Annotated in this window: 16 protein-coding genes and 1 pseudogene; 6 read left to right on the top strand and 11 right to left on the bottom strand. The window is 69.2% G+C overall.

What is annotated here, in order from left to right:
• Positions 1 to 15 precede the first annotated feature (15 nt).
• From OG259_RS37310 to OG259_RS37290, 4 genes are all read right to left on the bottom strand, one after another.
• The gene (locus OG259_RS37310; protein ID WP_328946282.1) at positions 16 to 921 is read right to left on the bottom strand and encodes a carbohydrate ABC transporter permease; all 906 of its coding nucleotides are present in this window, start codon (positions 919 to 921) and stop codon (positions 16 to 18) included.
• Positions 918 to 1,838 carry a carbohydrate ABC transporter permease gene (locus tag OG259_RS37305; protein ID WP_328946281.1) on the bottom strand — a complete coding sequence of 307 codons (921 nt, stop codon included), beginning with the start codon at positions 1,836 to 1,838 and terminating at the stop codon, positions 918 to 920. Before OG259_RS37305 ends, OG259_RS37310 begins: the two co-directional genes overlap by 4 nt.
• Positions 1,839 to 1,873: 35 nt before the next feature.
• Positions 1,874 to 3,136 carry an extracellular solute-binding protein gene (locus OG259_RS37300; protein WP_328947292.1) on the bottom strand — a complete coding sequence of 421 codons (1,263 nt, stop codon included), beginning with the start codon at positions 3,134 to 3,136 and terminating at the stop codon, positions 1,874 to 1,876.
• Positions 3,137 to 3,795: 659 nt separating this feature from the next.
• Positions 3,796 to 4,596, bottom strand: coding sequence for a DeoR/GlpR family DNA-binding transcription regulator (locus OG259_RS37290; RefSeq protein ID WP_328946280.1), 801 nt, complete (start codon positions 4,594 to 4,596; stop codon positions 3,796 to 3,798).
• Between the two features lie 374 nt (positions 4,597 to 4,970).
• Here OG259_RS37290 and OG259_RS37285 point away from each other — a divergent pair, with 374 nt between their 5' ends.
• From OG259_RS37285 to OG259_RS37270, 4 genes are all read left to right on the top strand, one after another.
• Positions 4,971 to 5,909 carry an ROK family protein gene (locus OG259_RS37285; RefSeq protein ID WP_328946279.1) on the top strand — a complete coding sequence of 313 codons (939 nt, stop codon included), beginning with the start codon at positions 4,971 to 4,973 and terminating at the stop codon, positions 5,907 to 5,909.
• Positions 5,906 to 6,877 (top strand): 1-phosphofructokinase family hexose kinase, encoded by a 972-nt coding sequence (locus OG259_RS37280; RefSeq protein ID WP_328946278.1) that lies wholly within the window; start codon positions 5,906 to 5,908, stop codon positions 6,875 to 6,877. The genes OG259_RS37285 and OG259_RS37280 overlap by 4 nt, the downstream gene beginning before the upstream one ends.
• A 77-nt stretch (positions 6,878 to 6,954) precedes the next feature.
• Positions 6,955 to 7,905 carry an SIS domain-containing protein gene (locus tag OG259_RS37275; RefSeq protein ID WP_328946277.1) on the top strand — a complete coding sequence of 317 codons (951 nt, stop codon included), beginning with the start codon at positions 6,955 to 6,957 and terminating at the stop codon, positions 7,903 to 7,905.
• Positions 7,906 to 8,077: 172 nt separating this feature from the next.
• Complete coding sequence (locus tag OG259_RS37270) at positions 8,078 to 8,914, top strand: class II fructose-bisphosphate aldolase (RefSeq protein WP_328946276.1); 837 nt, start codon at positions 8,078 to 8,080, stop codon at positions 8,912 to 8,914.
• A 452-nt stretch (positions 8,915 to 9,366) separates the two neighbouring features.
• Here the strand turns inward: OG259_RS37270 and OG259_RS37265 are convergent, their stop codons facing one another.
• The 6 genes and pseudogenes from OG259_RS37265 to OG259_RS37240 all read right to left on the bottom strand — a co-directional run bounded on the left by OG259_RS37265 (position 9,367) and on the right by OG259_RS37240 (position 18,148).
• On the bottom strand, positions 9,367 to 12,528 hold the full coding sequence (locus OG259_RS37265; RefSeq protein ID WP_328946275.1) for a TIM-barrel domain-containing protein: 3,162 nt from the start codon (positions 12,526 to 12,528) through the stop codon (positions 9,367 to 9,369).
• A gap of 292 nt (positions 12,529 to 12,820) precedes the next feature.
• Positions 12,821 to 13,794 (bottom strand): annotated as a pseudogene (locus OG259_RS37260) (Gfo/Idh/MocA family protein).
• Positions 13,795 to 13,855: 61 nt separating this feature from the next.
• Positions 13,856 to 14,836, bottom strand: a complete 981-nt coding sequence (locus OG259_RS37255) for a hydroxyacid dehydrogenase (protein WP_328947291.1) — start codon at positions 14,834 to 14,836, stop codon at positions 13,856 to 13,858.
• A gap of 119 nt (positions 14,837 to 14,955) precedes the next feature.
• The gene (locus OG259_RS37250; protein WP_328946274.1) at positions 14,956 to 15,873 is read right to left on the bottom strand and encodes a carbohydrate ABC transporter permease; all 918 of its coding nucleotides are present in this window, start codon (positions 15,871 to 15,873) and stop codon (positions 14,956 to 14,958) included.
• Positions 15,870 to 16,814, bottom strand: a complete 945-nt coding sequence (locus OG259_RS37245) for a carbohydrate ABC transporter permease (RefSeq protein ID WP_443052081.1) — start codon at positions 16,812 to 16,814, stop codon at positions 15,870 to 15,872. Before OG259_RS37245 ends, OG259_RS37250 begins: the two co-directional genes overlap by 4 nt.
• Positions 16,811 to 18,148: an ABC transporter substrate-binding protein gene (locus tag OG259_RS37240; protein WP_443052080.1), complete on the bottom strand. Its 1,338-nt coding sequence runs from the start codon at positions 18,146 to 18,148 to the stop codon at positions 16,811 to 16,813. The genes OG259_RS37245 and OG259_RS37240 overlap by 4 nt, the downstream gene beginning before the upstream one ends.
• Positions 18,149 to 18,439: 291 nt before the next feature.
• On the opposite strand from OG259_RS37240, the gene OG259_RS37235 reads away from it, so the two are divergent.
• Together OG259_RS37235 and OG259_RS37230 are read left to right on the top strand one after the other, a co-directional pair.
• A complete protein-coding gene (locus tag OG259_RS37235; protein ID WP_328946273.1) occupies positions 18,440 to 20,392 on the top strand; it encodes a DUF2264 domain-containing protein in 1,953 nt (650 codons plus the stop codon).
• Between the two features lie 5 nt (positions 20,393 to 20,397).
• Positions 20,398 to 21,177 carry a sugar phosphate isomerase/epimerase family protein gene (locus tag OG259_RS37230; RefSeq protein WP_328946272.1) on the top strand — a complete coding sequence of 260 codons (780 nt, stop codon included), beginning with the start codon at positions 20,398 to 20,400 and terminating at the stop codon, positions 21,175 to 21,177.
• A 45-nt stretch (positions 21,178 to 21,222) separates the two neighbouring features.
• Here OG259_RS37230 and OG259_RS37225 read toward each other — a convergent pair whose 3' ends face one another.
• Entirely contained in the window at positions 21,223 to 22,296 is a 1,074-nt protein-coding gene (locus OG259_RS37225; protein WP_328946271.1) for a substrate-binding domain-containing protein, read from the bottom strand.
• Between the last annotated feature and the right edge of the window lie 79 nt (positions 22,297 to 22,375).

Genomic DNA, 22,375 nt, shown 5'->3' with positions numbered 1-22,375 from the left:
GGGGCAGCTCGTGTACTACTTGACGGATCCGGCAGTCAGTCCGGAGACGACCTTGCGCTCGATGAGCGCGAACAGGATGACGACGGGCACGATGGCGATGACCGAGCCGGCGAAGAGGTAGTTCCACTGGACGGTGTAATTGCCGATGAAGCTGTTGATGCCGACCGTGAGGGGCTGGCTCTCCGGGATGGTGGAGAGCGTCAGGCCCATCACGAACTCGTTCCATGCGGCGATGAAGGTGAAGATCATCGCGGTGACGACACCCGGCATCGCGAGCGGCAGGGTGATCCGCAGGAGGGCGCCTCCCCGGCCGAGGCCATCGATCATGGCCGACTCTTCGAGGGCCTCGGGGATGGAGGAGAAGTATGCGGTGAGGATCCAGATCGCGAAGGCCAGGTTGAAGGCGGCGTTGCAGAGGATCAGGGTCCACACGGAGTTGAGCATGTCGAGCTGGTAGAACTCGCGATAGAGCCCGACCAGCAGCGACGTCGGCTGGAACATCTGGGTGACCAGCACCAGAAGCAGGAACAGTTTGCGGCCGCGGAACTTCATGCGCGCGGTGTAGTACGCGGCGGGAATCGCGACCAGCAGGACGAGCAGGGTGGAGCCCCCGGCGACGAGCAGCGTGACACGGAGGTTGTCCCCGAGGTGTGACTCCCGCCAGACATTGACGAAGTTGGCCCACTCGAACTCGCTCGGCAGATAGGTGGGGTCGCGCAGTTCGTGCGCCGGCCGAAGGGCGGTGATGACCATCTCCGCGTACGGCAGCAGGAACACGCCCGCCAGCAGCCAGGCCGCCGCCGCGATCAGCAGGGTGCGCGGGCTGCGCGTCCGACGGCGCTGGGGGGTGGCGGCGTCCTTGCCCGTGGGTACGGGGGTGGAGACTGCGGGGGGCGAGGGGGTGAGGGTGTGCTGGGTCATCGGCTCTCCTCCTGGTTCCAGCGGCTGGCCTTGAGGAAGAGGGCGACCATGACCACGACGAGGGCGAAGTTGACGACGGACATCGCCGCGGACTGGCCGATGTCGGAGTTCTTGAGCTGGTACATGAACACGGTGGTGGTGGCGGTGTCGCTGTCCGGACCGCCGCGGGTCATGCTCCAGATGATGGGAAACGAGTTGAAGACGTTGATCAGGTTGATGACCATGCCGACGAGCAGCGCCGGCCGCAGCAGCGGGAGGGTGATCCGCAGGTAGGTCTGCCAGGCGTTGGTGCCGTCGACCTTGGCGGCCTCGTAGACCTCGGCGGGGATGGTCTGCAGCCCGGCGAGCAGGGTGTAGGTCGTGAACGGCAGTGAGACGAAGACGGCGACGAACATCATCCAAGGCCAGGCCGTGGACGGGTCGCCCAGCCAGTCCTGGGGACCTTCGATGAGGCCGAGGTCCGTCATCGCGGTGTTGAGCACGCCGGCGGTCTGGTTGAGCATCCATTTGAAACCGATGGCGGTCATCACCACGGAGGCGGCCCATGGCGCGATCAGTGACCAGCGGGTCACGCGGCGACCGGGGAACTTCTGGTTGAACAGCTGGGCCAGCGCCAGTGAGATCAGCATCGTGGCGGTGACCACGACCAGCGTCCACACCACGGTCGCCGCGACGACCGAGGGCAACGACGGCTCCTCGAACAGCTGCTTGTACTTGTCGAATCCGGCCGAGCCGCGAACGAACCCGCTGCTGCTGATTCTCAGGAACGACGTCCGGACCATTTCGTAGACGGGCCAGAGCACGACCACCACGATGAGCAGGACGGCAGGACCGATCCAGGGCAGCGGGCCGAGGCGGGCCAGGCCGCCCCGGCCCTTGCGGGCGGGGCGGGCGGCAGCGGATGCTTTGGGGGACACGAGGGGTGCCTTCCGTGACGGTGCGGTGCGGAGGGCTACTTGTCGGCGACCGCGGTCTCGGCCTTCTTCTGCAGCTCGGCCAGCACCTTCGCCGGGTCGTTCACGGCGGTGCCGCCGCTCTTCTTGATCTCTGCGGAGACCGTGTCCCAGGTGGTGTCGCCCAGCGGGTAGAAGACCGCGTTCGGCAGGACGGCGAAGAACGGCTCCAGGTCCTTGTGCTTGCCGTTGGCGGTCATCTCCTGGAGCGTGTCCTTGGTGACCGGCATCAGGTTGTACATCTCGTCGAACTTCAGCGTGTTCTCCTTCGAGTACGCGAAGTCGAGGAATTTGCGGACCTCTTCCTTGTGTCCGCCGTCCTTGAAGGCCATCATCCAGTCGGCCACGCCGAGGGTGGACTTCAGCGCCCCCGCCTTGCCGGGGATCGGCGCGACACCGTAGTCGACCTTGCCGTCCTTGGACATCTGAATCAGGGAGGGGTGCCCGTTGAGCATCGCTGTCTTGCCAGCCGCGAAGTCGGCGAACGCCGTCTTGCGGTCGGTGGTGGCGGGGTTGGCGTAGGTCAGGCCGGGCTCGACGAGATTCGACTTCAGCCAGGAGAAGGCTTCGATGTTCGCCTTGCTGTCGAGCGTGTACTTGCCCGCCTCGTCCGTGTAGCCCCCGCCGTTGCCGAGTTCCCAGATCAGCGACTCGCCCTGGGCCTCCTCGGGGCCGAGGGGTAGCGCGTACGGAGTGACGCCCGGCACCTTGGCCTTGATCTTCGCCGCGACGGACACGAGTTCGTCCCAGCTCTTGGGCGCCTCCGTGATGCCGGCCTTGGCGAACACGTCCTTGTTGTAGAACAAGGCGCGGGCGGAGGAGACGAACGGGATACCGTACTGCGTGCCGTCGACCTCGCCGGCCTTGGCGAAGCTGTCGATGACGTTCGCCCGGGTGCGCTCGGACAGCACCTCGTCCGCCTTGTACAGCAGGTCGTCCGCGACCTTGTCGGCGTAGCCGCCCGTCTGGAGGACGTCCGGCACGTTCCCGCTCTGGATCATCGTCTTGACCTGGGCGTCGATGTCGTTCCAGTTGATCACCTGGACATCGACCTTGATCTTGGGGTTGGCGGCGGTGAAGCGCTCCGCCACGTCCTTCCAGTAGGCCGTCGAACTGTTCGACGCCTTGTCGCCGTAGTCGGCGGCGACGAGCTTCAGGGTCACATCGCCGTTCTCCGAGCCGCCCCCGCCGTTGCCGCCGCCGCACGCCGTGAGGGTGAGCACGCCGAGCGTGCAGGCCGCCACGAACAACCGCTTGTTCATCATCAGTACCGCCTTGTGTCTTCCGGCCGTCGACGCGACGCAGCCAGTGGGGTCTGGGAACAGGAGAAGGCTCGGAGGATGCGCGAAGCTAGGCAGCATTCGGCGCTTTCACTCACTAACGAGCACCTGTCGTGAGCAAAGTAAACACGACGACCGCCCCGGCACCAAGGTCCGTTATGAGAACGACGCCGAACCCAGCTGGCGGGCATGCTCCGTCCGCTTCGCAGGACTCCGCTGAGCGAGGGGGAAACACCTTGAAGCGGGCACCGCTTCGCTCGCACCGACCGCCAAGAGGGAAGTAGCGCTAGCACCGTGAGCTGCGCCTCGATGCGGTTCGGCCAGGAGGAGTTGGTCGGGGTGCAGGCGGCCTCGACGCTGTGCGCCGCCGCCCAGGCGCCGACCCGCCGACACTCCAGGGGGCGAACAGGTGCCGCACTCCGCCGTAGCGGTTGTACGCGCCCGTCGCCGGCGGCATGGCCCACGATCGGGGTCCTTGTGCCGGCCAGCGCACGACTCCGGGCCTCCACCGGGCGGCCGCATGGCCCGACCGGTGGAGGCCGGCTGCACTCTCGGACCCCGGATACAGGTCGGCGCCGGTAGGGGCATACCCGTACCGGCGCCGCGCCGCTGCGTCGCGCCCAGCGGCGCGGCGCACGGAGTCAGACGGTGACCACCTCGATGCCCGCCTCGGTGAGCCGTGAAGCCATGTCCGGAGCGAGATCGGCGTCGGTGACGATGACGTCGATCCGGTTCAGGTCACAGATCCTCGCGAAGGCACGCTTGCCCACCTTGGAGGAGTCCGTAGCCAGGACCACCTTGCGGGCGCGCTCCGTGAACAGCCGGCTGATGCCTGCCTCGTCCTCCTGCATCGTCATGACCCCCAACTGCGGGTCGATGCCGTCGACGCCGAGCACGACCACGTCGAGAACCACGTCATTCAGCACCCCTGCCGCCAGGGGGCCGACCAGCTCATAGGTCTGCGGCCGGGCCACACCGCCGGTCACCACGATCTTGAACTGCGGTCGAACCGCCAGCTCGCCGGCGATGTTCAGCGCGTTGGTGACGACGGTGTACATCGGGCCGGAAGGGGCCTCACCCGCCTCGGCCGGGCCTGTGCCCGCCCGGAGAACGAGCGCCCTCGCCACCTCCGTGGTGGTCGTGCCTCCGTTGAGGCCGACGACGTCCCCCACGCTCAGCAGGTCCGCCACCGCGTTGGCGATCCGCTGCTTCTCGGCGGCTCGGCGGGAGGACTTGTACCGAAGGGGGAGCTCGTACGAGACGCCGTGCCCGATCGCGCCGCCCCGGGTGCGGACCAGTAGCCGCTGCTCGGCAAGCTCGTCGAGGTCCCTGCGGATCGTGGCGGCCGACACCGCCACGGCCGCGGCTGCCTCCTCCACGTCCAGCTTGCCCTCGACGGCCAACAACTCGAGCAACTTGCTCCACCGCGCCTGCTTGGACATCCGCTGCACCCCTCCTTGCCCTTGGGACTTCCATCGGACGCACGGGTCCCGCTGCTCCGCCCTGAGGAATCACGGCAGGCAGCCGAAGCATGCGCGAAGTTGATCGTAGCGCCGCAGCATCGAGCACCGGCGGCGACAAGTGTTTTTCTGCACGCCAGACAAGTACGAGGCGTCCCGCTCTGGACCCAAGGGGCCTCCACAGTGGATACTGCGAACATGAGAACTGAATGATTTCGCTTGCTTGGGTCCTTCGGCACGCACAATCGATCATCCAGAATGGTTCGACAGCAATGGACATCAGCACGTCACTCACCTCGGCTACGCTCGTCGGTTCGGGAGCACGCGTATCTGACCAGGGTCGTACCCCGGACTGTGTGATCGCTCTGGACGTCGGGGGAACCGGCATGAAGGGCGCGGTCCTGGACCGCTCCATGAAGACGATCGCGTCACTGCGCCGTCCGACGCCACGCGGCGACGGACCGGACGCGGTGATCGACGGCATCAGCGACACGCTTCTCGATCTGGAAAGGCTGGCCGCGGAGCAGAGTTTGACGGCGCATGACGCGGGAGTTGTGATTCCGGGCATCGTCGACGAGCGTCGGCAGAGGGCCGTCTGGTCGGCCAACATCGGCTGGCGCGACGTCCCGCTCGCCGCCGTTCTCACCGCTCGTACGGGGCTGTCCGTGACGCTGGGCCACGACGTCCGGGCGGGCGGCATGGGCGAGTGTGTCCTCGGCGCGGCACGCGGTGCGCAGAACGTGCTCTTCGTGGCGATCGGCACGGGTATCGCCGCCGCCCTCGTCTGCGACGGCCAACCGGTCCACTCGGGTGGATTCGCCGGCGAACTCGGCCATGTGGTGGTCCGCGGCGGCACCGATTGTGCCTGCGGCGGGACGGGCTGCCTGGAGACCGTCGCGTCCGCCAGCGCCGTCGCGACGGCGTACACAGCGCGCTCCGGACATCCAGTGGCCGGCGCGGCGGAAGTGGCTGCGCTGGTCGAGGCCGGTGACCCTGCGGCCCAGGCCGTATGGAACAGGGCCACCGAAGGACTAACGGAGGCGCTGGCCACTGTCACGACGCTGGTCGCCCCCGAGCTGATCGTCCTCGGCGGAGGTCTCACCGAAGCTGACCGACTCCTACTGGATCCCGTACGCGACGGGCTGGCCGCACGACTCACCTTCCAACGCGTTCCGATGCTCGTGCGCGCCGAGTTCGGGGACCGCGCCGGGTGTCTGGGCGCCGGCCTGGCCGCATGGCAGGCCGCCGGTCACCGCATTCCCACCACCCCACCGACAGGAGCATCCGCCTCGTGATCGTCACGGTCACCCTCAACGCCGCCCTCGACGTCACGTGGGACGTCGCCGAACTGCGCCCCCGGACGTCCCACCGTGTCCACACGACACACGAGCGGGCGGGCGGCAAGGGAATCAACGTCGCCCGGGTACTCGCATTCCTCGGGCACTCGCCGGTCGCCACCGGGCTCGCGGGCGGGCCCACCGGTCGCGCGATACGCGACGAGCTGCGCACCGCGGGGATACGTGACGCGTTCACGGCCGTGGCGGGCGACTCCCGGCGAACCCTTGCCGTGGTCTCGCGCGACGACGGCGACGCCACCGTCTTCAACGGGCTGGGGCCGCAGGTGGCACCAGCCGAGTGGGAAGCCTTCTCACGTCACTACGCCTCGTTGATACGGGGCGCGAGGGTGGTGGTCCTGAGCGGCAGCACGCCTCCAGGACTGCCGCAGGACGCATACGCGCAACTCATCCGCGGGGCGGCCGCCGAGGGGGCGGTGACTGTGCTCGACACCTCCGGCCCCGCTCTGGTGGCTGCCCTGGAAGCCGGTCCCGACGTGATCAAGCCCAATGCGGCAGAGATCAGGGAGGTGACGGGATGCGACGACTCCGCGGCGGCCGCCGCGGAGCTGCGCGCCCGGGGAGCCCGAACGGTCGTGGTGTCGGCGGGTCCGGACGGCCTCCACGCGATCACGCCGGAGGGCACGTGGCGTGCGACGCCTCCCGAGCAGCTGTCCGGCAACCCGACCGGCGCGGGCGACGCGTGTGTCGCCGCGATCGCGTCGGGCCTGGCGGCCTGTGCGCCGTGGCCGGACATCCTGCGCGAGGCAGTCGCACTGTCGGCCGCCGCCGTGCCGTGCGCCGTCGCCGGTGACATCGACGCCGCCGTCTATCTGCGCTTCCGCCGAGAGGTTCGTGTGGACGAGGTTCGCCCCCGATATCCACGCAACTGTTCAGAGTTGCTTGAAAATGAAGCATTTCAAACATAAATTGAAGCAGCTGGTGATCGCAACAGAGCATCCGTCTCCAGCATTCCTTCTCCACTCCTACAAACCCAAGGAATCTCGTGACCACTTTCGAGACCTCCCGGACTTCGGTTGAGATCGCGTCCCAGCCGGAGAGTTGGAGGCGTGCGGGCGAGTCCGTCGCCTCCTTCGCAGAAGTCCTGCCGCGCCGGGGCGAGCGAGTCGCAGTCGTCGGTTGCGGCACCTCGTGGTTCATGGCACTCGCCTACGCGCAGCTTCGGGAGAGCGGCGGCCACGGCGAGACCGACGCCTACGCCGCGTCCGAGTTCCCGGCAGGCCGGGCCTATGACCGCATCATCGCCATCACCCGCTCCGGCACCACCACCGAAGTCCTCGACCTCCTGACGCAGGTCAAGGGCACCATCGCCACCGGCGCGATCACCGCCGACCCCGAAACCCCCGTCATGACGGTTGCCGACACCGTCGCCGTGCTCGACTTCGCCGACGAGCAGTCCGTGGTCCAGACCAGGTTCGCCACCACGGTCCTGGCCCTGCTGCGCGCCCACCTCGAAGCCGAGGACGCTCTGCCGGTCGGGGTACGCCTGCTGGCACAGGCCGTCCAGGACGCCGAGCGCGCCGTCACCGAGCCGCTCGACGCCACCATCTGCGGCGCCGACCAGTTCACCTTCCTCGGCACCGGCTGGACCTACGGCCTCGCACTCGAAGCCGGCCTCAAGATGCGCGAGGCCGCAGGTGCCTGGACCGAGGCCTACCCGGCCATGGAGTACCGCCACGGCCCCATCAGCATCACCGGCCCCGGGCGCGTCGCCTGGCTCTTCGGCCCCGAACCGCGCGGCCTGGCCGAAGACATCGCTCGCGTCGGCGGCACCTACACCAGCGCCTCCGGCGACCAGGCCGACGCCCTCGACCCGCTCGCCGACCTCATCCGGGCCCAGCGCCTCGCCGTCCACCTCGCCGAAGCCCGAGGTTACGATCCTGACCGCCCCCGCAACCTCACCCGCTCCGTCATCCTCACGACCAGCGACGCCTGACAACTGTTCCGTGCTTCGGCAGGGCCGGCATCGCACCAGCCACCGGCCCTGTACCGGTGCGCGCCGGTGGCCCACTCCGCCTCAGTCGTCACACCCGTCCGGCCGGTTGCGGGGACACCGAAACGTCCACGTCACCGGCCGTTCCCTCATCACCACTCAGTGGAGAGCACCCATGCCCCTGACCCGCACCGACGACATCATCGGACCCGCAAGGGACGCCAACACAGGTGTCGGCGCGTTCAACGTCGTCCAGCTCGAACACGCGGAGGCCATCGTCGCCGGAGCCGAGCTCGCCGGACTCCCGGTCATCCTGCAGATCAGCGAGAACACCGCCCGCTACCACGGCTCCCTCGCTCCGATCGCTCTCGCCTCGCTCGCCGTCGCTGGTGCCGCCGCCGTTCCAGTGGCCGTCCACCTCGACCACGCCGAATCCGCGAAGCTCGTCCAGGAAGGCGTGGACCTCGGTTTCACCTCGGTCATGTTCGACGCCTCGAAGCTGCCCTACAACGCGAACGTCGCAGCCACCCGTATGATCACCGACCACTGCCACCGCCACGACGTGTGGGTCGAGGCCGAACTCGGTGAAGTCGGCGGCAAGGACGGTGCCCACGCCCCCGGTGTCCGCACGGACCCCGACGAGGCCCGCGCATTCGCCGCAGCCACCGCCGTGGACGCCCTGGCCGTCGCCGTGGGCAGCTCGCACGCCATGCTCACCCGCGACGCCGAACTCGACCTCGACCTCATCGCACGGCTCAAGTCCGCACTCGACGTCCCCCTCGTGCTCCACGGCTCCTCGGGCGTCGACGACTCCGATCTCGCGAAGGCTGTCGCGGCCGGAATGACCAAGGTCAACATCTCCACCCACCTCAACAAGCTGTTCACCCGTACGGTGCGCGAGCGGCTGCAGGCGTCCCCCGAGGCCGCCGACCCACGCAAGTACCTGGGCCCCGCCCGCGACACCGTGGCCGCCGAAGTCGCTCGGCTGCTGAACGTGTTGGCCGGCCGCTGACGGGTCTCGGCACCTCATGGCGAGGGCCCGGCTGACACCGCAGCCGGGCCCTCGCCTCGTGTGAGCAAGGCGGTCCATAGCGACTCTCGCGCGGTGAGATCGCCTGTCCGAGCTTGGGTTGAGACCGGCTCTGTCCACACAGCGTGCGAGTCGTGAGCGGAACAGTGCGGGGCCATCCTTCTTTCTCGACGAGGGTCCCGTAGGTAGGCAGTCGTAGGAATATTCCTGCCGGAACCGAGCGACGTGATGCCGGCTCAGGACGCCCTCCAGCAAACCGGGATCACCGCCGACCCGTGTTCTGTGCCCACGCGCGGTGGAGCACCCCGGGTCCAGTCGCGTGGCGACGGCGGGCAGGCGGGTTCCGTACACCGCGTGCCCGCCGCCGGTACGTGCCGGCGGCTCCCCTCACCCATCGCGGGTCGGGAGAGCCGCCGGATTCCTTCGGTGACGTATCAGGAGGTGAAGGACCACCTCTGATCGGTGCCGTTGTCACAGGTCGCCAGGGTCAGCCGCGTGCCGTTCGCCGTGGCCGAACCCACCGGCGCCAGACACCTGCCCCCGCTACGGATCGAGGCCTCGGGCCCGAGAGACCACTTCTGTCCCGCGCTCGCGTTGCACGTCTGCACGGTGACGTCCGTAGCGACCTCGCCGTCGAGGCAGGCGCCGTTCAGGCCGCTCAGCCGCCCGTCGGAGTGGAGGGTCCACGTCTGGTTGCCGCCGCCGTGACAGCTGTACAGCGTGGGCTTGGTACCGGGCGTCGTGCTGCTGCCCGGCAGGTCGATGCAGCTCTTGGAGGCGGCGTTGACCAGTTGTGTGTTGTTCGGCAGCGGTGCCGCGGTCCCGGTGGCGGAGAGCTCGCCGATGCTGGTCCACGGTCCACGGCCGCCCGCTTCGCTGAGAGCCTTGAGCTTCAGGTAGCGACCGGTCTTCTGAGTCAGTGGCATGGTGGTGCTTCCGGCGATGTCCGACAGTGAGCCGGTCGCCACCGGGGTTCCCCAGTCGGCCGTTGTCTCCGAGACGTACACCTCGTACCGCCCGATCCGGCCATTGACGCCCCCGCCCTGCCTGGGCAGATGGGTGAGGCTGTCCACGGTGTACCGCTTGCCGAGGTCGATCCGGATCTCGTGGGGCAGCGCAGCGGGAGTGCCGGACGACCATGCGGTGTGCCACAGCGTAGCGGGGTTGCCGTCGATCGCGTTGCCGGCGGGCTGGGAGGCTTCCTGGCTGTCGGCCGTAGCGACCCAGTCCGCCTTGGGGATCTGCGGGGAGACCGGGATCGCGCCGGCGGTCGGGAGGGTGGTCCCGGTCGCCTTGACCGTGAACGCGCCGGACTTGCTGCCGGACTTGATCCAGAGGACGCCACCGCGATCGGCCGCGTCGAAGTACCACCCGGTGGAGGCCGCGTCGTAGGCGCTCTTGGAGCCGTGGTTCGTCAGCGCCGTGGTGCCGACGGTGACGCCGGTGGGCGCCTTCGCCGTGTGGACGCTGAACGCGTAGTCGCGAGAGGCGAGCTTGCCGTCGTAGGTGCCGTTGGCCGTCCCCACCGAGATGGTGACGTCGCCGGATCCGGACGTCGGGGCAGTGACGTCGACCTTCTGCTTGGCGAAGTTACCGGTCTCGTGCTTGCGCGTGATGCCGTCGTCCTCGTAGAGGGTGAAGGAGGAGTTTCCGCGCGGGTGAATGTCGTACGTGAGCGTGGAGACGGCTTTCTCACCCGTGTAGTTCATCTTCGGCCACATCGGGACGATGGCGCCGCCCTTGACGAACAGGGGCAGGGTGTCGAGCGGGGCGTTATAGCCGTTGATCCAGCCCGGCCCCGTGTAGGTCTTGCCCGTCCAGTAGTCGGTCCAGGTGCCCGCCGGGAGGTAGATGCCGTTGCGCACGTCGGTGTCGGAGACGACCGGGGCCACGAGGAAGGAGTCACCCGCCATGAACTGACCGCTGGTCTCGTTGCCGCGGGCCACGGGGTCGTTCGGGTACTCGAGCACCATGGCCCGGGTGCTGGGGACACCGGTCTCGTGCGCGACGCGGCTCATGCTGTACAGGTACGGCATGAGGCGCATCTTCAGCTGTAGGTACTTGCGGTTGATCGACAGGTACGGCTCCGCGAAGCGCCAGGGCTGCTTGTCCTGGTAACCGGCCTCGGGGTTGGTGAGGCCCCAGCCGGACATCGTCATGAACGCCGGCGTGAACGACTTCCACTGCAGGTCCCGGACGTACGTCTTGGGGCTGCCGCCGTAGATACCGTCCACGTCACCGGTCGCGTAGTTGAGACCCGAGAGCCCGGCGCCCGCGATGGCGGGCACGTGCCAGCGCATGTCGTCCCAGGTGCCGCTGGTGTCGCCGGTCCAGACGACCGCGTTGCGCTGGGTACCGGCCCAGCCGTCGACCGTCCACACGAACCGGCGCCCGTCGGAGTTCTTCTCGATACCGTCGACGGCCTGCTGGACACCCTGGAACACCTTCTTGTACCCACCACCGATCCAGGCGACATCCGTCTTGACGCCGCGGCTACCGGAGACCCCGACCTCGTCCTTGATGTTCGCGAGGCCGGTAGAAGTCCACAGGCCGGTCTTGAAACCCTTCTCGTCCAGCGCCTTCACAGTGTCCGTGAGGTCCGTGTAGCCACAGCCGTAGCCGCCGTTCGGCAAAAACCAGCCTGACGGCATGTCGGCGGCACGGGCGTCCGTCGCGTATCCGACGACGTCCTTGGTCGTCTGGTGACGGGCCCGCTGGTGATCACCCTGGTAGTCGGGGTTGGACGCGTTCCAGCAGTCGGCGTTGCCCAGTTCGAAACCCCACTGGGGAGCCATGAACGGCTTGCCGGTCACGTCGGTGTAGTCGTCGAGGACGCCCTTGAGCGAGGTGTCGACGAAGTACCAGGCGTCGAAGCGGTTCTCGTTGTGGGTGAACGCCCCGGGCGAGCCGAAGTCGTACGAGCCTGGCGCCCAGGTGTTGCGCATGACGCCGTAGCCCTTGGTCGACATGTAGAACGGCGCCGGGCTGGCGTTGTTGTTCTCGTTCCACTTGTTGTCGACCGCGACCGGGACGGTCTTGCCGCGCAGCGCCCACTCGCCGAGCCGCAGACCCGTGCCGTAGAACTGCTCGTCGGCGCCCTGGGCGAGGTGCTGCGTGGTCTTCCCACCGTCCCAACTGGTGGGCGCGGTCTCCTGCCACACCAGCGTGCTGTTGTCCGCCCGGTAGACGGAGAACTTCAGCGGCGCCTTATTGACCCGGATGGAAAGCTCCGGAGTGGTGATCCGGTAGTACGAGCCCGCGTCACTGTAACTCGTCGCCGCAGCCCCGAAGTCGGTCTTGATCGCGAGGTCGCTCCCGGCAGGGTCGTCGGTGAACAGGCCGTCGGGCGCCAGCCAGACCCTGAAGATGTCGGAGCGGGCGAAGGAGATGCGGGCCTTGGCACCCGATGACGTCGTAGCGGTGAACGTGGAACCGGACTGGCTGAGACCTGTCACCGATCCCGCCGTGTCGGCGGCAGCCGCGTTTCCGACGGGTCCCGCGGTGGCGAGGCCGGCGCCGACGACGACCGTTACGAGTGCGGTGGCTATGAATCTCCGGCGCCCCGGGCGCCTGCCCGGGTCTGAGCCGAGTCTCATCGAGACTCCCTGCGACGGTCCGGGGTACGCGGAGCGCAGGGCCGGACTTCAGATGGGGGGTTGGCGCGCAATGTACTCCAGGCGACGGCAAGTTGAAAAGATGTGCTGCTTAATGCCTCATGTCGAGCAATATCAAACATGAATGTTGCTCAAGTCGGTGCAACCGATCCAGGAACCCAGCACTGCGTGCCCATAGCCGAGGCGACAAAACACCCAGACAGCAGTCCTCGGTGCAGCAGTGGTCGCAAGTGCCGATGCGAATCTTCGGCTCGCGGGGCGTCCACGGCGCCCATCAGATCTCCAGATCGGGCACTTCGAGGCGGCGGCCCTCGCCGGCGGAGAGGGGACCGAGTTCGGCGAGTCGGACGCCCTTGGCGCCCTCCAGCAGGTCCCAGTGGGACGGCGCGCCGACGGCGACGCGCTTCAGGAAGAGCTCCCACTGGATCTGAAGCCGTTGTCGAACTCGCCGTTGTCCCGTCGACTGGAACTCCACGAGCTCGTCGCGGTCGACCCCGACGGCCCACGAGGAGTTGATCTGGGCGGTGATCCCGCCCTCCAGCTCGAAGATGCCGTACGCGGCGTCGTCGGCGGTCGCCGTGTAGCGCCGGCCCTGTTCGTCGAACCACTCGGGGATGTGGGTGGTGGTTTGGGCGTAGCCGGAGCGGACCGGGGCGACGACGTTGTCCAGCACTTACCACCAGTGCGGGATCATGCCGCCGCCGTCCTCGGCGCGGTAGTTCCACGACGGGCGCTGGGCGTCCTGCCAGTCGCCCTCGCCAGTAGCCGAACTCTCCGCGGACCGACAGGATGCGGCCGAGGAAGCCGCCGTCGACCAGCCGCTTCAGCTTGAGCAGGCCCGGCAGGAACAGCTTGTCCTGCACGGCGCCGTTGCATACCCCGGCCTCACGGGCCACGCGGTCCAACTCCATTGCCACGTCCGGGATTCGGCAGTCGGGTTCTCGGTGCAGACTTGCTTGCCGGCGGCGATCTCTGGGCGGACCGCCTGCTCGCGGGCGGTAGTGACCTGGGCGTCCAAGTAGATCTCGGCGAGCGGGTGGGCGGGCGCCTCGTCGAGCGAAGTGGTCCAGTGGGCGAGCCCGTTGCGGTCGGCGAGATCTTGAGCTTGTGCGCGTCGCGGCCGACCAGGATCGGTTCGGGCCGCACCACCTCGCCGTCACCGAGGGCGAGACCGCCCTGCTCTCGGATGGCCAGGATCGACCGGACCAGGTACTGGAGGTGGCCCATCCGGCCTGTGGCGCCGTTCATCACGACGCAGATCACACCTACGGGACGTGGATGGTCTCCCCTTGCTGTTCACTGAAGGGAGTCAGGCTGTGCGGTGGATGTTCTGGCGGAGCACCGGGTGCGCGAAGGGCAGGCCCGCCGTGTAGCGGGCGAGTTCGCCCGCCGCGGCGGCGGCCATACGGTGCAGCTCGGTGCCGAGGGAGCCGGCGACGTGAGGTGTGAGGAGCACGTTCGGCAGGTTGTACAGGGGCGAATCGGCGGGCAGCACGTCAGGCGTGGTGACGTCGAGGACCGCGTTGAGGCGGCCGTCCACCAGCTCCTCGACCAGGGCGTCCTGGTCGATCAGCGAGCCGCGCGCGGTGTTGACCAGGGTCGCACCGTCGGGCATGAGGGTGAGCAGCCGACGGCTGATCAGGTGCCGGGTGGCGGGGAGTTCGGGCGCGTGGACGCTCACCACGTCACTCACTGCGCACAGCTCGTCGATCGCCACCGACCGGGCACCGAGCTCCGCAGCCTCCTTGGCGTCCACGTAGGGGTCGTGGAGCAGGAGTTCGATGTCGAACGGGCGGAGCAGTTCGAGTACCCGGCGGCCGATCTGGGAGGCGCCGACGATACCGACGGTGCGGTGGTAGTTGCCGATGCCTGGGTTGGCGTAGGCCCAGTCGTACGGGGCACGACGGTCGCGATACTCGGTGGCGAGGCGCAGAACCTGTTTGTTGGCCAACAGGATGGCCGCGACGGTGTACTCGGCCACCGGCAGGGCGTTGGCCCAGGCCGCCGAGGTGACCTGGATGCCACGCTGCCAGCAGGCGTCGGTGATGTGGTGCTTGACCGATCCTGCGGCGTGGATGACGGCGCGCAGGCTGGGCGCGGAGGCCAGGACGGTCTCGTCGATGGGCGGGCAACCCCAGCTGCTGATGATGACCTCGGCGTCGGCGAGGGCCGCGACGGCTTCGGGGGTCGTGAAGTCGTCGACGACGACGGAGGGGTCGAGCGCGGCGAGGCTGGTGAGCCTGGCCATCGTGCCGGAGTCGATCAGGCTGGGCGCCAGCCGGGGGTGCATGGCGAGGACGGCTCGGGGCCGCGAGCGTTCGGGAGCCGCCGGTTCGGCGGTTTCGGCGGGCGCGGTCGGAGGGGTGGTCACTCGATTCTCCTGGATGTGTTCGTGATGGCCTGGTGGCTTTACTTGACGCTGCCCGCGGTGAGGCCGGCCTTCCAGTGCCGCTGCAGGGCGACGAAGGCGACCACCAGGGGGATGACGGCGAGCAGCGAGCCGGTGACGACCAGGGGGTAGTACTCAGGGAAGGCACGGGTTTCCGTGTTCCAGGTGTAGAGGCCGAGGCTGAGCGGGAAGAGCTCGTTGTCGGAGAGCATCACCAGGGGCAGGAAGAAGTTGTTCCAGATGGAGGTGAACTGGAAGAGGAACACCGTGACGTAGCCGGGCATCACCATGCGCAGGCCCACCGACCAGAAGGTGCGCAGCTCGCCGGCGCCGTCCATGCGGGCGGCTTCGAGGACTTCACCGGGGATGTAGCCGGCGCAGAACACCCGGGAGAGATAGACCCCGAAGGGGGCGACCAGCGAGGGGAGGAACACCGCCCAGAAGGTGTTGACCACGCCGACCTTGGAGGCGATCAGGTACATCGGCAGCGCGAGTGCGGTGGTGGGCACCATCACGCCGACCAGTACCAGGCCGAACAGCGCCTCCTTGCCGCGGAAGGCGTATACCTCGAAGGCGTAACCGGCGCAGACGCACACGAACGCGCAGAGGAGGGCGCCTATTCCGGCGTAGAGCAGGGAGTTGACGTACCAGTTGAAATAGACACCGCCGTCGGCGGTGGCGACGTTGTGCAGGTTCTGGGCGAGGTTGAAGTGTTCGGGGGTGAGGGCGCGCCCACCGAGGAGGTCGCCGGTCTTCTTGGCAGCGGCGGTGAGCAGCCAGCCGAGCGGCAGCAGGGTGTACGCGGTGGCCAGCGCCAGCGCGCCGTTGACCGCGATCTTCGAGAGGTACAGCGGCCGCCGTGCCGGCCGGTGCGGCGCGTGCGCGGACGCGGCCCCGTGGGCGCGGTCCCGCTTGGGGCGGGTGAGGATGGTGGTCATGCGGTGGCCTCCGCTCGACGGTCGGACCGGCCACGGGTGAGCCGGGTGACGACGAAGGACAGGGTGGCGGCTACGAGGGCCAGCAGGACGGAGGCGGCTGCGGCGAGGCCGTAGTCGCCCCGCTCGAAGGCGGCGGCGTAGGCGTACATATTGGGAGTCCAGGTGCTGATCACGCCCGGGGCCGTGCCGTGCAGGATCATCGGCTCGGTGAACAGCTGGAGCGAGCCGATCATCGTGAACATCCCGACCATGGAGATCGAGGCCCGGATCAGCGGGATCTTGACGCTGAACGCGGTGCGCAGCGGCCCGGCGCCGTCGACCACTGCGGCCTCCAGGACCTCGCGGGGGATGGCCTGCAGCGCAGCGTAGAAGATCACCATGTTGTAGCCGGTCCACTCCCAGACCGCGATGTTGACCACGGCGGGCAGCGGGTGGCCGAGCGCGTCGGCCTGCGCGCCGACGGAGTTCAGCGCCTCGATGACCGGGCTGATGCCGGGGGTGTAGAGGTACATCCAGATCAGCGCGGCGATGATGCCGGGCACGGCGTGCGGCAGGAACAGGGCCAGCTGGAAGAAGCGGCGGGCTCGGGCGAGCGCGGAGTCCAGCAGCAGGGCCAGCAGCAGCGAGAGGCCGATCATCACCGGGATGTAGAGCAGGCAGTACTGGGCGGTGGTCCAGAAGCCGGCCAGGAAGGCGTCGTCGGTCAGTGCCCGGGTGTAGTTGCCGAGGCCGGTGAAGACCGACTGGGAGCCGCCGAAGCCGAGGCCCGAGCGCTTCTCGCTGAACAGGCTCAGGTAGGCCGCGTAGCCGATCGGGATCAGCGTGCAGGCCGTGAAGAGCAGCAGGAACGGGGCGAGCAGGAGGGCAGGTGCCCCGTGCCTCCCGCGCCGCCTGACGGCGGCGGCGCGGGAGGTCGGCGTACGCGTCGCGGGGTGCGTCACTCGGCGACCTTGAGTCCGCGGTTCTTCAGCTCGGCGACCGTGGCCCGCTGGCCGGCGTCGATGGCCGCCTCGATGGTGCCGCCGTTGGTCAGCTTGCCGAACGAGTCCTTGATCGCGCTGTTGGTGGCACCCATCGCCGGGCCCCACTGCCAGCCCTGCTTGATGGACTTGCCTCCGTCGATGAAGACCGAGTAGATGTCCTGGCCACCGTAGAAGTCGGTGCCGAAGGCGGCCTTGGCGACCGGTACGAGCGCCGGCGCGGCGGGGAACATCGACGAGGTGCCCGAGGCGATACGCGCCTTTATGCCCTCGGGGGTGGTGGTGGCCCAGGTGGCGAACTCGACGGCGGCCTTGGCCTTCTTGCTGTCCTTGGAGACGGCGAACACGCTGCCGCCGAGCATGCCGCTGGCGGGCTGTCCGTCCCAGGTCGGGATCGGGGCCACGGCCCACTTGCCGCTGGTGTCCGGCACGGTGCCCGTCAGTACGCCGCCTCCCCAGGAGGCGCCGAGGTAGGCGGCGGTCTCGCCCTTCTGCAGGGAGGCCGTCCACTGCTGGCTGAACGACGGCTGCACCCGGACCAGGTCCTCGTCGATCATCTTCTGCCAGTACTCGGAGACCTTGCCGGTCGCCGGGTTCTTCAGGTTCACCTTCCAGGTGTCACCGGCGGCGGTGAACCACTGTGCCCCGGCCTGCCAGGACATCGCCTCGAAAACGCCCGGGTCATCGGGGAAGAAGGTGCCGATCCGGGCCTTCGGGTCCGCCTTCTTGAGCTTCTGGGCGGCCGCGCGGTACTCGTCCCAGGTCTTCGGCGGGGAGGTGATGCGGGCCTTCTCGAAGAGGTCCTTGCGGTAGAAGAACGCCTGCGGGGCCGCGTCGATCGGCAGCGCCCAGTTGGAGCCGCCGAGGGTGGACAGCTCGACGGCCTGCGGCAGGTACTTCGCCTTCAGGTCGTCGGAGACGAGCTTGGTGATGTCCTGCACGGCGCCCTGGCTGACGAAGTCGGGCAGGGCGCCGTACTCGGTGTTGAAGAGGTCGGGGGCGTTGCCCGCCTTCACCGCGTTGGAGATCTTGGCGTAGCCCCCGGCGTTGCCGGAGGGGATCGCCTCGAACTTCACCTGGACGTCCTTGTGCGAGGCGTTGAACGCGTCGACGACCTCCTGGGTGCCCTTGGCCCAGCCCCAGAAGGTGATCGTGACCGGCTTGCCGTCCTCGGCGGGGGCGGCGCTGTCGGCGCTCTCGCAGGCCGTTACGAGCGCCATGGAGACCGCGGCGGCGGTGAAGGTGGCGGCGACGCGCGCTCTGCGACGGCGTACGGAGGAAAGGGTGACGGACATGGGCGCGGCTCCTGTGGAGGGGGCGATGTGCCGGAAGCTGCCGACGGTCGAGCGGTGGACCGTCGGCGGGGTGCGGCCATCCTGCGACCGCCTTCGATCGGAGTCAAGAGGATTAGATCAAATGATCTGATGTGATCCCATCGTGACCAACTGAACTCTCTCACTCCCTTGATGCTCATGGATAAGCTCGGAAGCCGATCGAGCGCGCTCGGGATCATTCGGTCGGTACTCCCGGCGGACGGACCCGGGCCACCCACGATCCGATCACTCTCCCAGCCCAGGAGCACCCGCATGCCCCCGCTCGCGCTTCCCCCCGAAGACCGGACCCTCAGCCCCTGCACCGGCTGGACCAGGGCCCACTGGGAGGCCGTCGCCGACGGCCTGCTCGCTGCCGCCGGAGAGCACGCGGGCCCCGAGTGCGCGCTGATCAACCTCCCGGGCGACCGGCCCAGCCTGTCCGGACGGCGCTCAGACGGACTGGAGGGCTACGCGCGCACCTTCCTGCTCGCGGCCTTCCGGGTCGCCGGGGCCGATGGCGAGGACCCTCGCGGACTGCTACCGAGGTACGCCGCCGGACTGGCAGCGGGCAGCCGCACCCCGACCACCGAGCGGGACCTCGTCGACGGGGACCACGTCTCCTGGCCTCTGATCACCGACCGCGGCCAGGCACTGGTGGAGGCCGCCTCCATCGCCGTGGGTCTACGCCTCACCCGTCGGTGGCTCTGGGACCGCCTGGACGGGCAGACCCGCGACCAGGTGCGCGCCTGGCTAGCCCCGGCCCTGCATGTCACCCACGTGGACAACAACTGGTGGCTCTTCCCCGCGATGGTCGGCGCCTTCCTGGCCGAGACGGGCGGCCCTGCCGGGGCCGACCCGGACGCGGACGGCGCCGCCCTTCGCGCGGTCGAGCAAGGCCTGGCGAAGATCGAGCAGTGGCACCGCGGCGGCGGCTGGTACACCGACGGCCGCCCCCGCGCCTTCGATCACTACAACGGCTGGGCCTTCCACCTCTACCCCGTCCTGCACGCCCACCTCTCCGGCGACGGGAAGCTGCTCGACACCCACGGCCGGCGGCTCGCCTCCTTTCTCGGCAGCTACGCCAGGACCTTCGGCACGGACGGCGCTCCCGTCCACCAGGGCCGCTCGCTCATCTACCGCTTCGCCGCGACGGCACCCCTGTGGGCCGGATCCCTCAGCGGCCACACGCCGCTGACCCCCGGCACCACCCGCCGCCTCGCCTCCGGCGCCCTGCGCTATTTCCTCGACGGCGGCGCCCTCGACGCGGACGGCCTGCTGACCCTCGGCTGGTTCGGGCCGTACCCGCCAATGGTCCAGTCGTATTCCGGCCCGGCCTCGCCCTATTGGGCGAGCAAGGGGTTCCTCGGACTCCTGCTGCCGGCCGACCATCCGGTGTGGACCGCCGTCGAAGAACCCGGCCCGGCCGAGACCGCGGACGCCGTCGTCGCGCTGCCGCAGCCCGGCTGGCTGATCCAGTCAACCGCCGCGGACGGGCTGGTCCGGCTGCACAACCACGGCAGCGACGACCAACCTGACGACCAGGTACTGCCCGACAGCCCGCTGTACGCCCGGCTCGCTCACTCCACTGCCACCGGGCCGGTCTTCGACGGGCCCCCGGACAACCACTTCGGCCTGGTCGTCGGCGGCGAGCTGAGCGAGCGAGGCCGGATCCAACCCCTCGGAACCGGCGGCGGCTGGGCCGCCTCCGCCCACTGTCCCCGGATCGGCGGCGTCGAACTGGACGGAGTCACCATCACCTCTCTCGTCCTCGCCTCGGGCGCCGACGAGGTCCACATCCACCTGGTCACCGGGGCCGAACCCGGCACCGAGGTACGGCAGAGTGGCTGGGCCCCGGCCGGTGGCGACGTGCACAGCGCCTCCGACCACCTCCGCGCCACCGCCACCAGGCCGGGGTGCACGCCCCTGGCCTCGACGCTCCAGTGCCTCCAGGGCTTCACCGAGGCCGCCTGCCACCCGCTTCCGACCGGGACTGCCTTCGGGCCCCAAGGCGCGGTCCCGGTGCTCACCGGTCGCACGCCGACCCACGGCCCCGCGCTCCTCATCGCCGCCTCGCGGCTCTCCGGGCCCACCCCCCACCCGTTCCAAGCTGCTCACGTGACAACCGAGGGCCGGACGGTACGTGTGCTCTGGCCGGATGGCAGTGAGCACCACGCGGTCCTCGGACCGACCGAGGTCACCGTCACCGCCATCCCTCAGAAGGGCTGACCTTCATGCCGATAGCCTTCTCCACGCTCGGACTTCCCGGCTTGCCACTCACCGAGGTCCTGCGGCTGGCCGCCGACCACGGCTGGCACGGGCTGGAACTGCGGTGCACGCCCGGCGAGCCGATCCACCCGGCGATGGACGCCGCCGAACGGCGGGCGGCGGCCAGAGCCATATCCACCGCGGGCATCGTCCCACTGGCCCTGGCCGGATACGCCGGCGTCGCGGCCCCGGGCGACGACCGCCCGATCCTCGCCGACCTCCGCGACCAGCTCCGGCTGGCCGCCGACCTCGGCGCCGCGTATCTCCGGGTCTTCGCGCGTGGTGGCGACGGCCCCACGGCCGAGGCGGACGCGCGGGCGGTCCGCCGCCTGGCGGCCGTCGCCGATACCGCCCACTCCCTGGGCGTCCGGGCTCTGCTGGAGACCCACGACTCGCACCGGGGCGGAAGCGACGTGGCCCGGGTGCTCGACGTGGTGGATCACCCGTCCGTCGGAGCGCTCTGGGACGTCATGCACACCGATCTGGCGGGCGAGTCACCCAGGGAGTCGTTCACGGCACTGGGGCCACGCCTCGGCTACGTGCAAGTCAAGGACATCGCCAGTCCGGACGACCTCACGCCGCTGCCGCTCGGTGCCGGCGTGCTACAGCTCGACGCGTGCCTGCGTCTGCTGCCGCCCGGCTGCTGGGTGTCCTGGGAGTACGAGGCGGCGTGGTTCCCCTCGGCCGCGCCGCTGCCGGGACTGCTCGCGGCCGGGAGGCGCTTCCTCGTCCCGCTGTGCGGCTGATCCGACGGCACCCCCTGCCGGTCCGGCCGAATCCCCGTACCGCGGCTACCCGGCCTCCTCGCCGATACCGCCGCCGCACGACGTGCGGACCTTCAGTTCGGGCAACAGCTGAATGTGGTGCACGGGCAGCTCGTACCCACCGTTCAGACGGCGCAGCAACAGCTCCAGCGCCGTGGCGCCTACCGCCCGCTTGGGCGGGGCGACCGCGGTCAGCGGCGACGCGGCGAGGGCCGCGAACACGTCGTCGTACGAGATCAGCGCCAGATCGTCCGGCACCCGCAGACCCCCGGCGCGCAGCAACGGCGCCACCTGGATGGCCTCCTGGTCGTTGTGCACCAGGACGGCGCGAACACCCTGGCCGACAGCCTCGGAGATCCGCGCCGCCACGCCCGCCGACTCCAGCGTCGGACGATGGATGTCGATGACAGGATGCGGCTGAAGCCCGAGCAGCCGAACGCCCTCCGCATAGCCGACGCGCACCTGGTGGGCCGTCCAGGTGTCCTCGCGGGCGACCAGCAGGACCGATGCGTGGCCCAGCCCGCGCAGGTGACGCAGGGCCAGCACGGCGCCGTGCCGGTGGTCCGAGCCGACGGAGTCCAACTCGGCGGCGGCACTGTCCGGGGTGGCGAGCCGCTCGACCAGGACGGCCGGCACTGGCAGCTCACGGACCCACGCCGCCTCGGCGGAACCGTTGGCCGGGTGCCAGTTGGGGGTGAGCAGCAGGCCGTCGGCCCCGGCGTCCAGGAGCTGCGTGATTTGGGCTCGGTCGTCCGCCGATTCGTACGGGGCTATGCCGAGCACCAGCCTGGCGCCGGCCGAGGCCGCCGCCGCGCGAGCCCCCTCGATCACCTCGTCGAAGTACGAGCCGACGGTGGGGACGAGCATGCCCACGACCCGCTCGCGCGCCGTGTGGGTTGCCGAAGAATCTGCCTCGTCGGCCAGCGAGACCGAACCGTGTGAGCGTCGGATCAGCCCGCTCTCGGCGAGCGCCGCGACATCTCGCCGCGCGGTGACCGCAGCAGTGCCGATCCGCTCGGCCAGCTCGATGACGCGGATCGTACCCGCTTCCCGGACGACTTTCAGGATGCGGGCGCGCCGCTGCTCCGCGGTGATGATCATGGTTGGACGCCTCCCCCCGGAGACACCGAGACCGACGGTGCACTCGTGTATGCAATTACTATCACTCGGTCACCGCCCC

The organism is Streptomyces sp. NBC_00250 (assembly GCF_036192275.1).
Taxonomy (GTDB): Bacteria; Actinomycetota; Actinomycetes; order Streptomycetales; family Streptomycetaceae; genus Streptomyces.
Note: the sequence above shows the minus strand (reverse complement) of the source record. Positions and strands in the feature narration are given on the sequence as shown.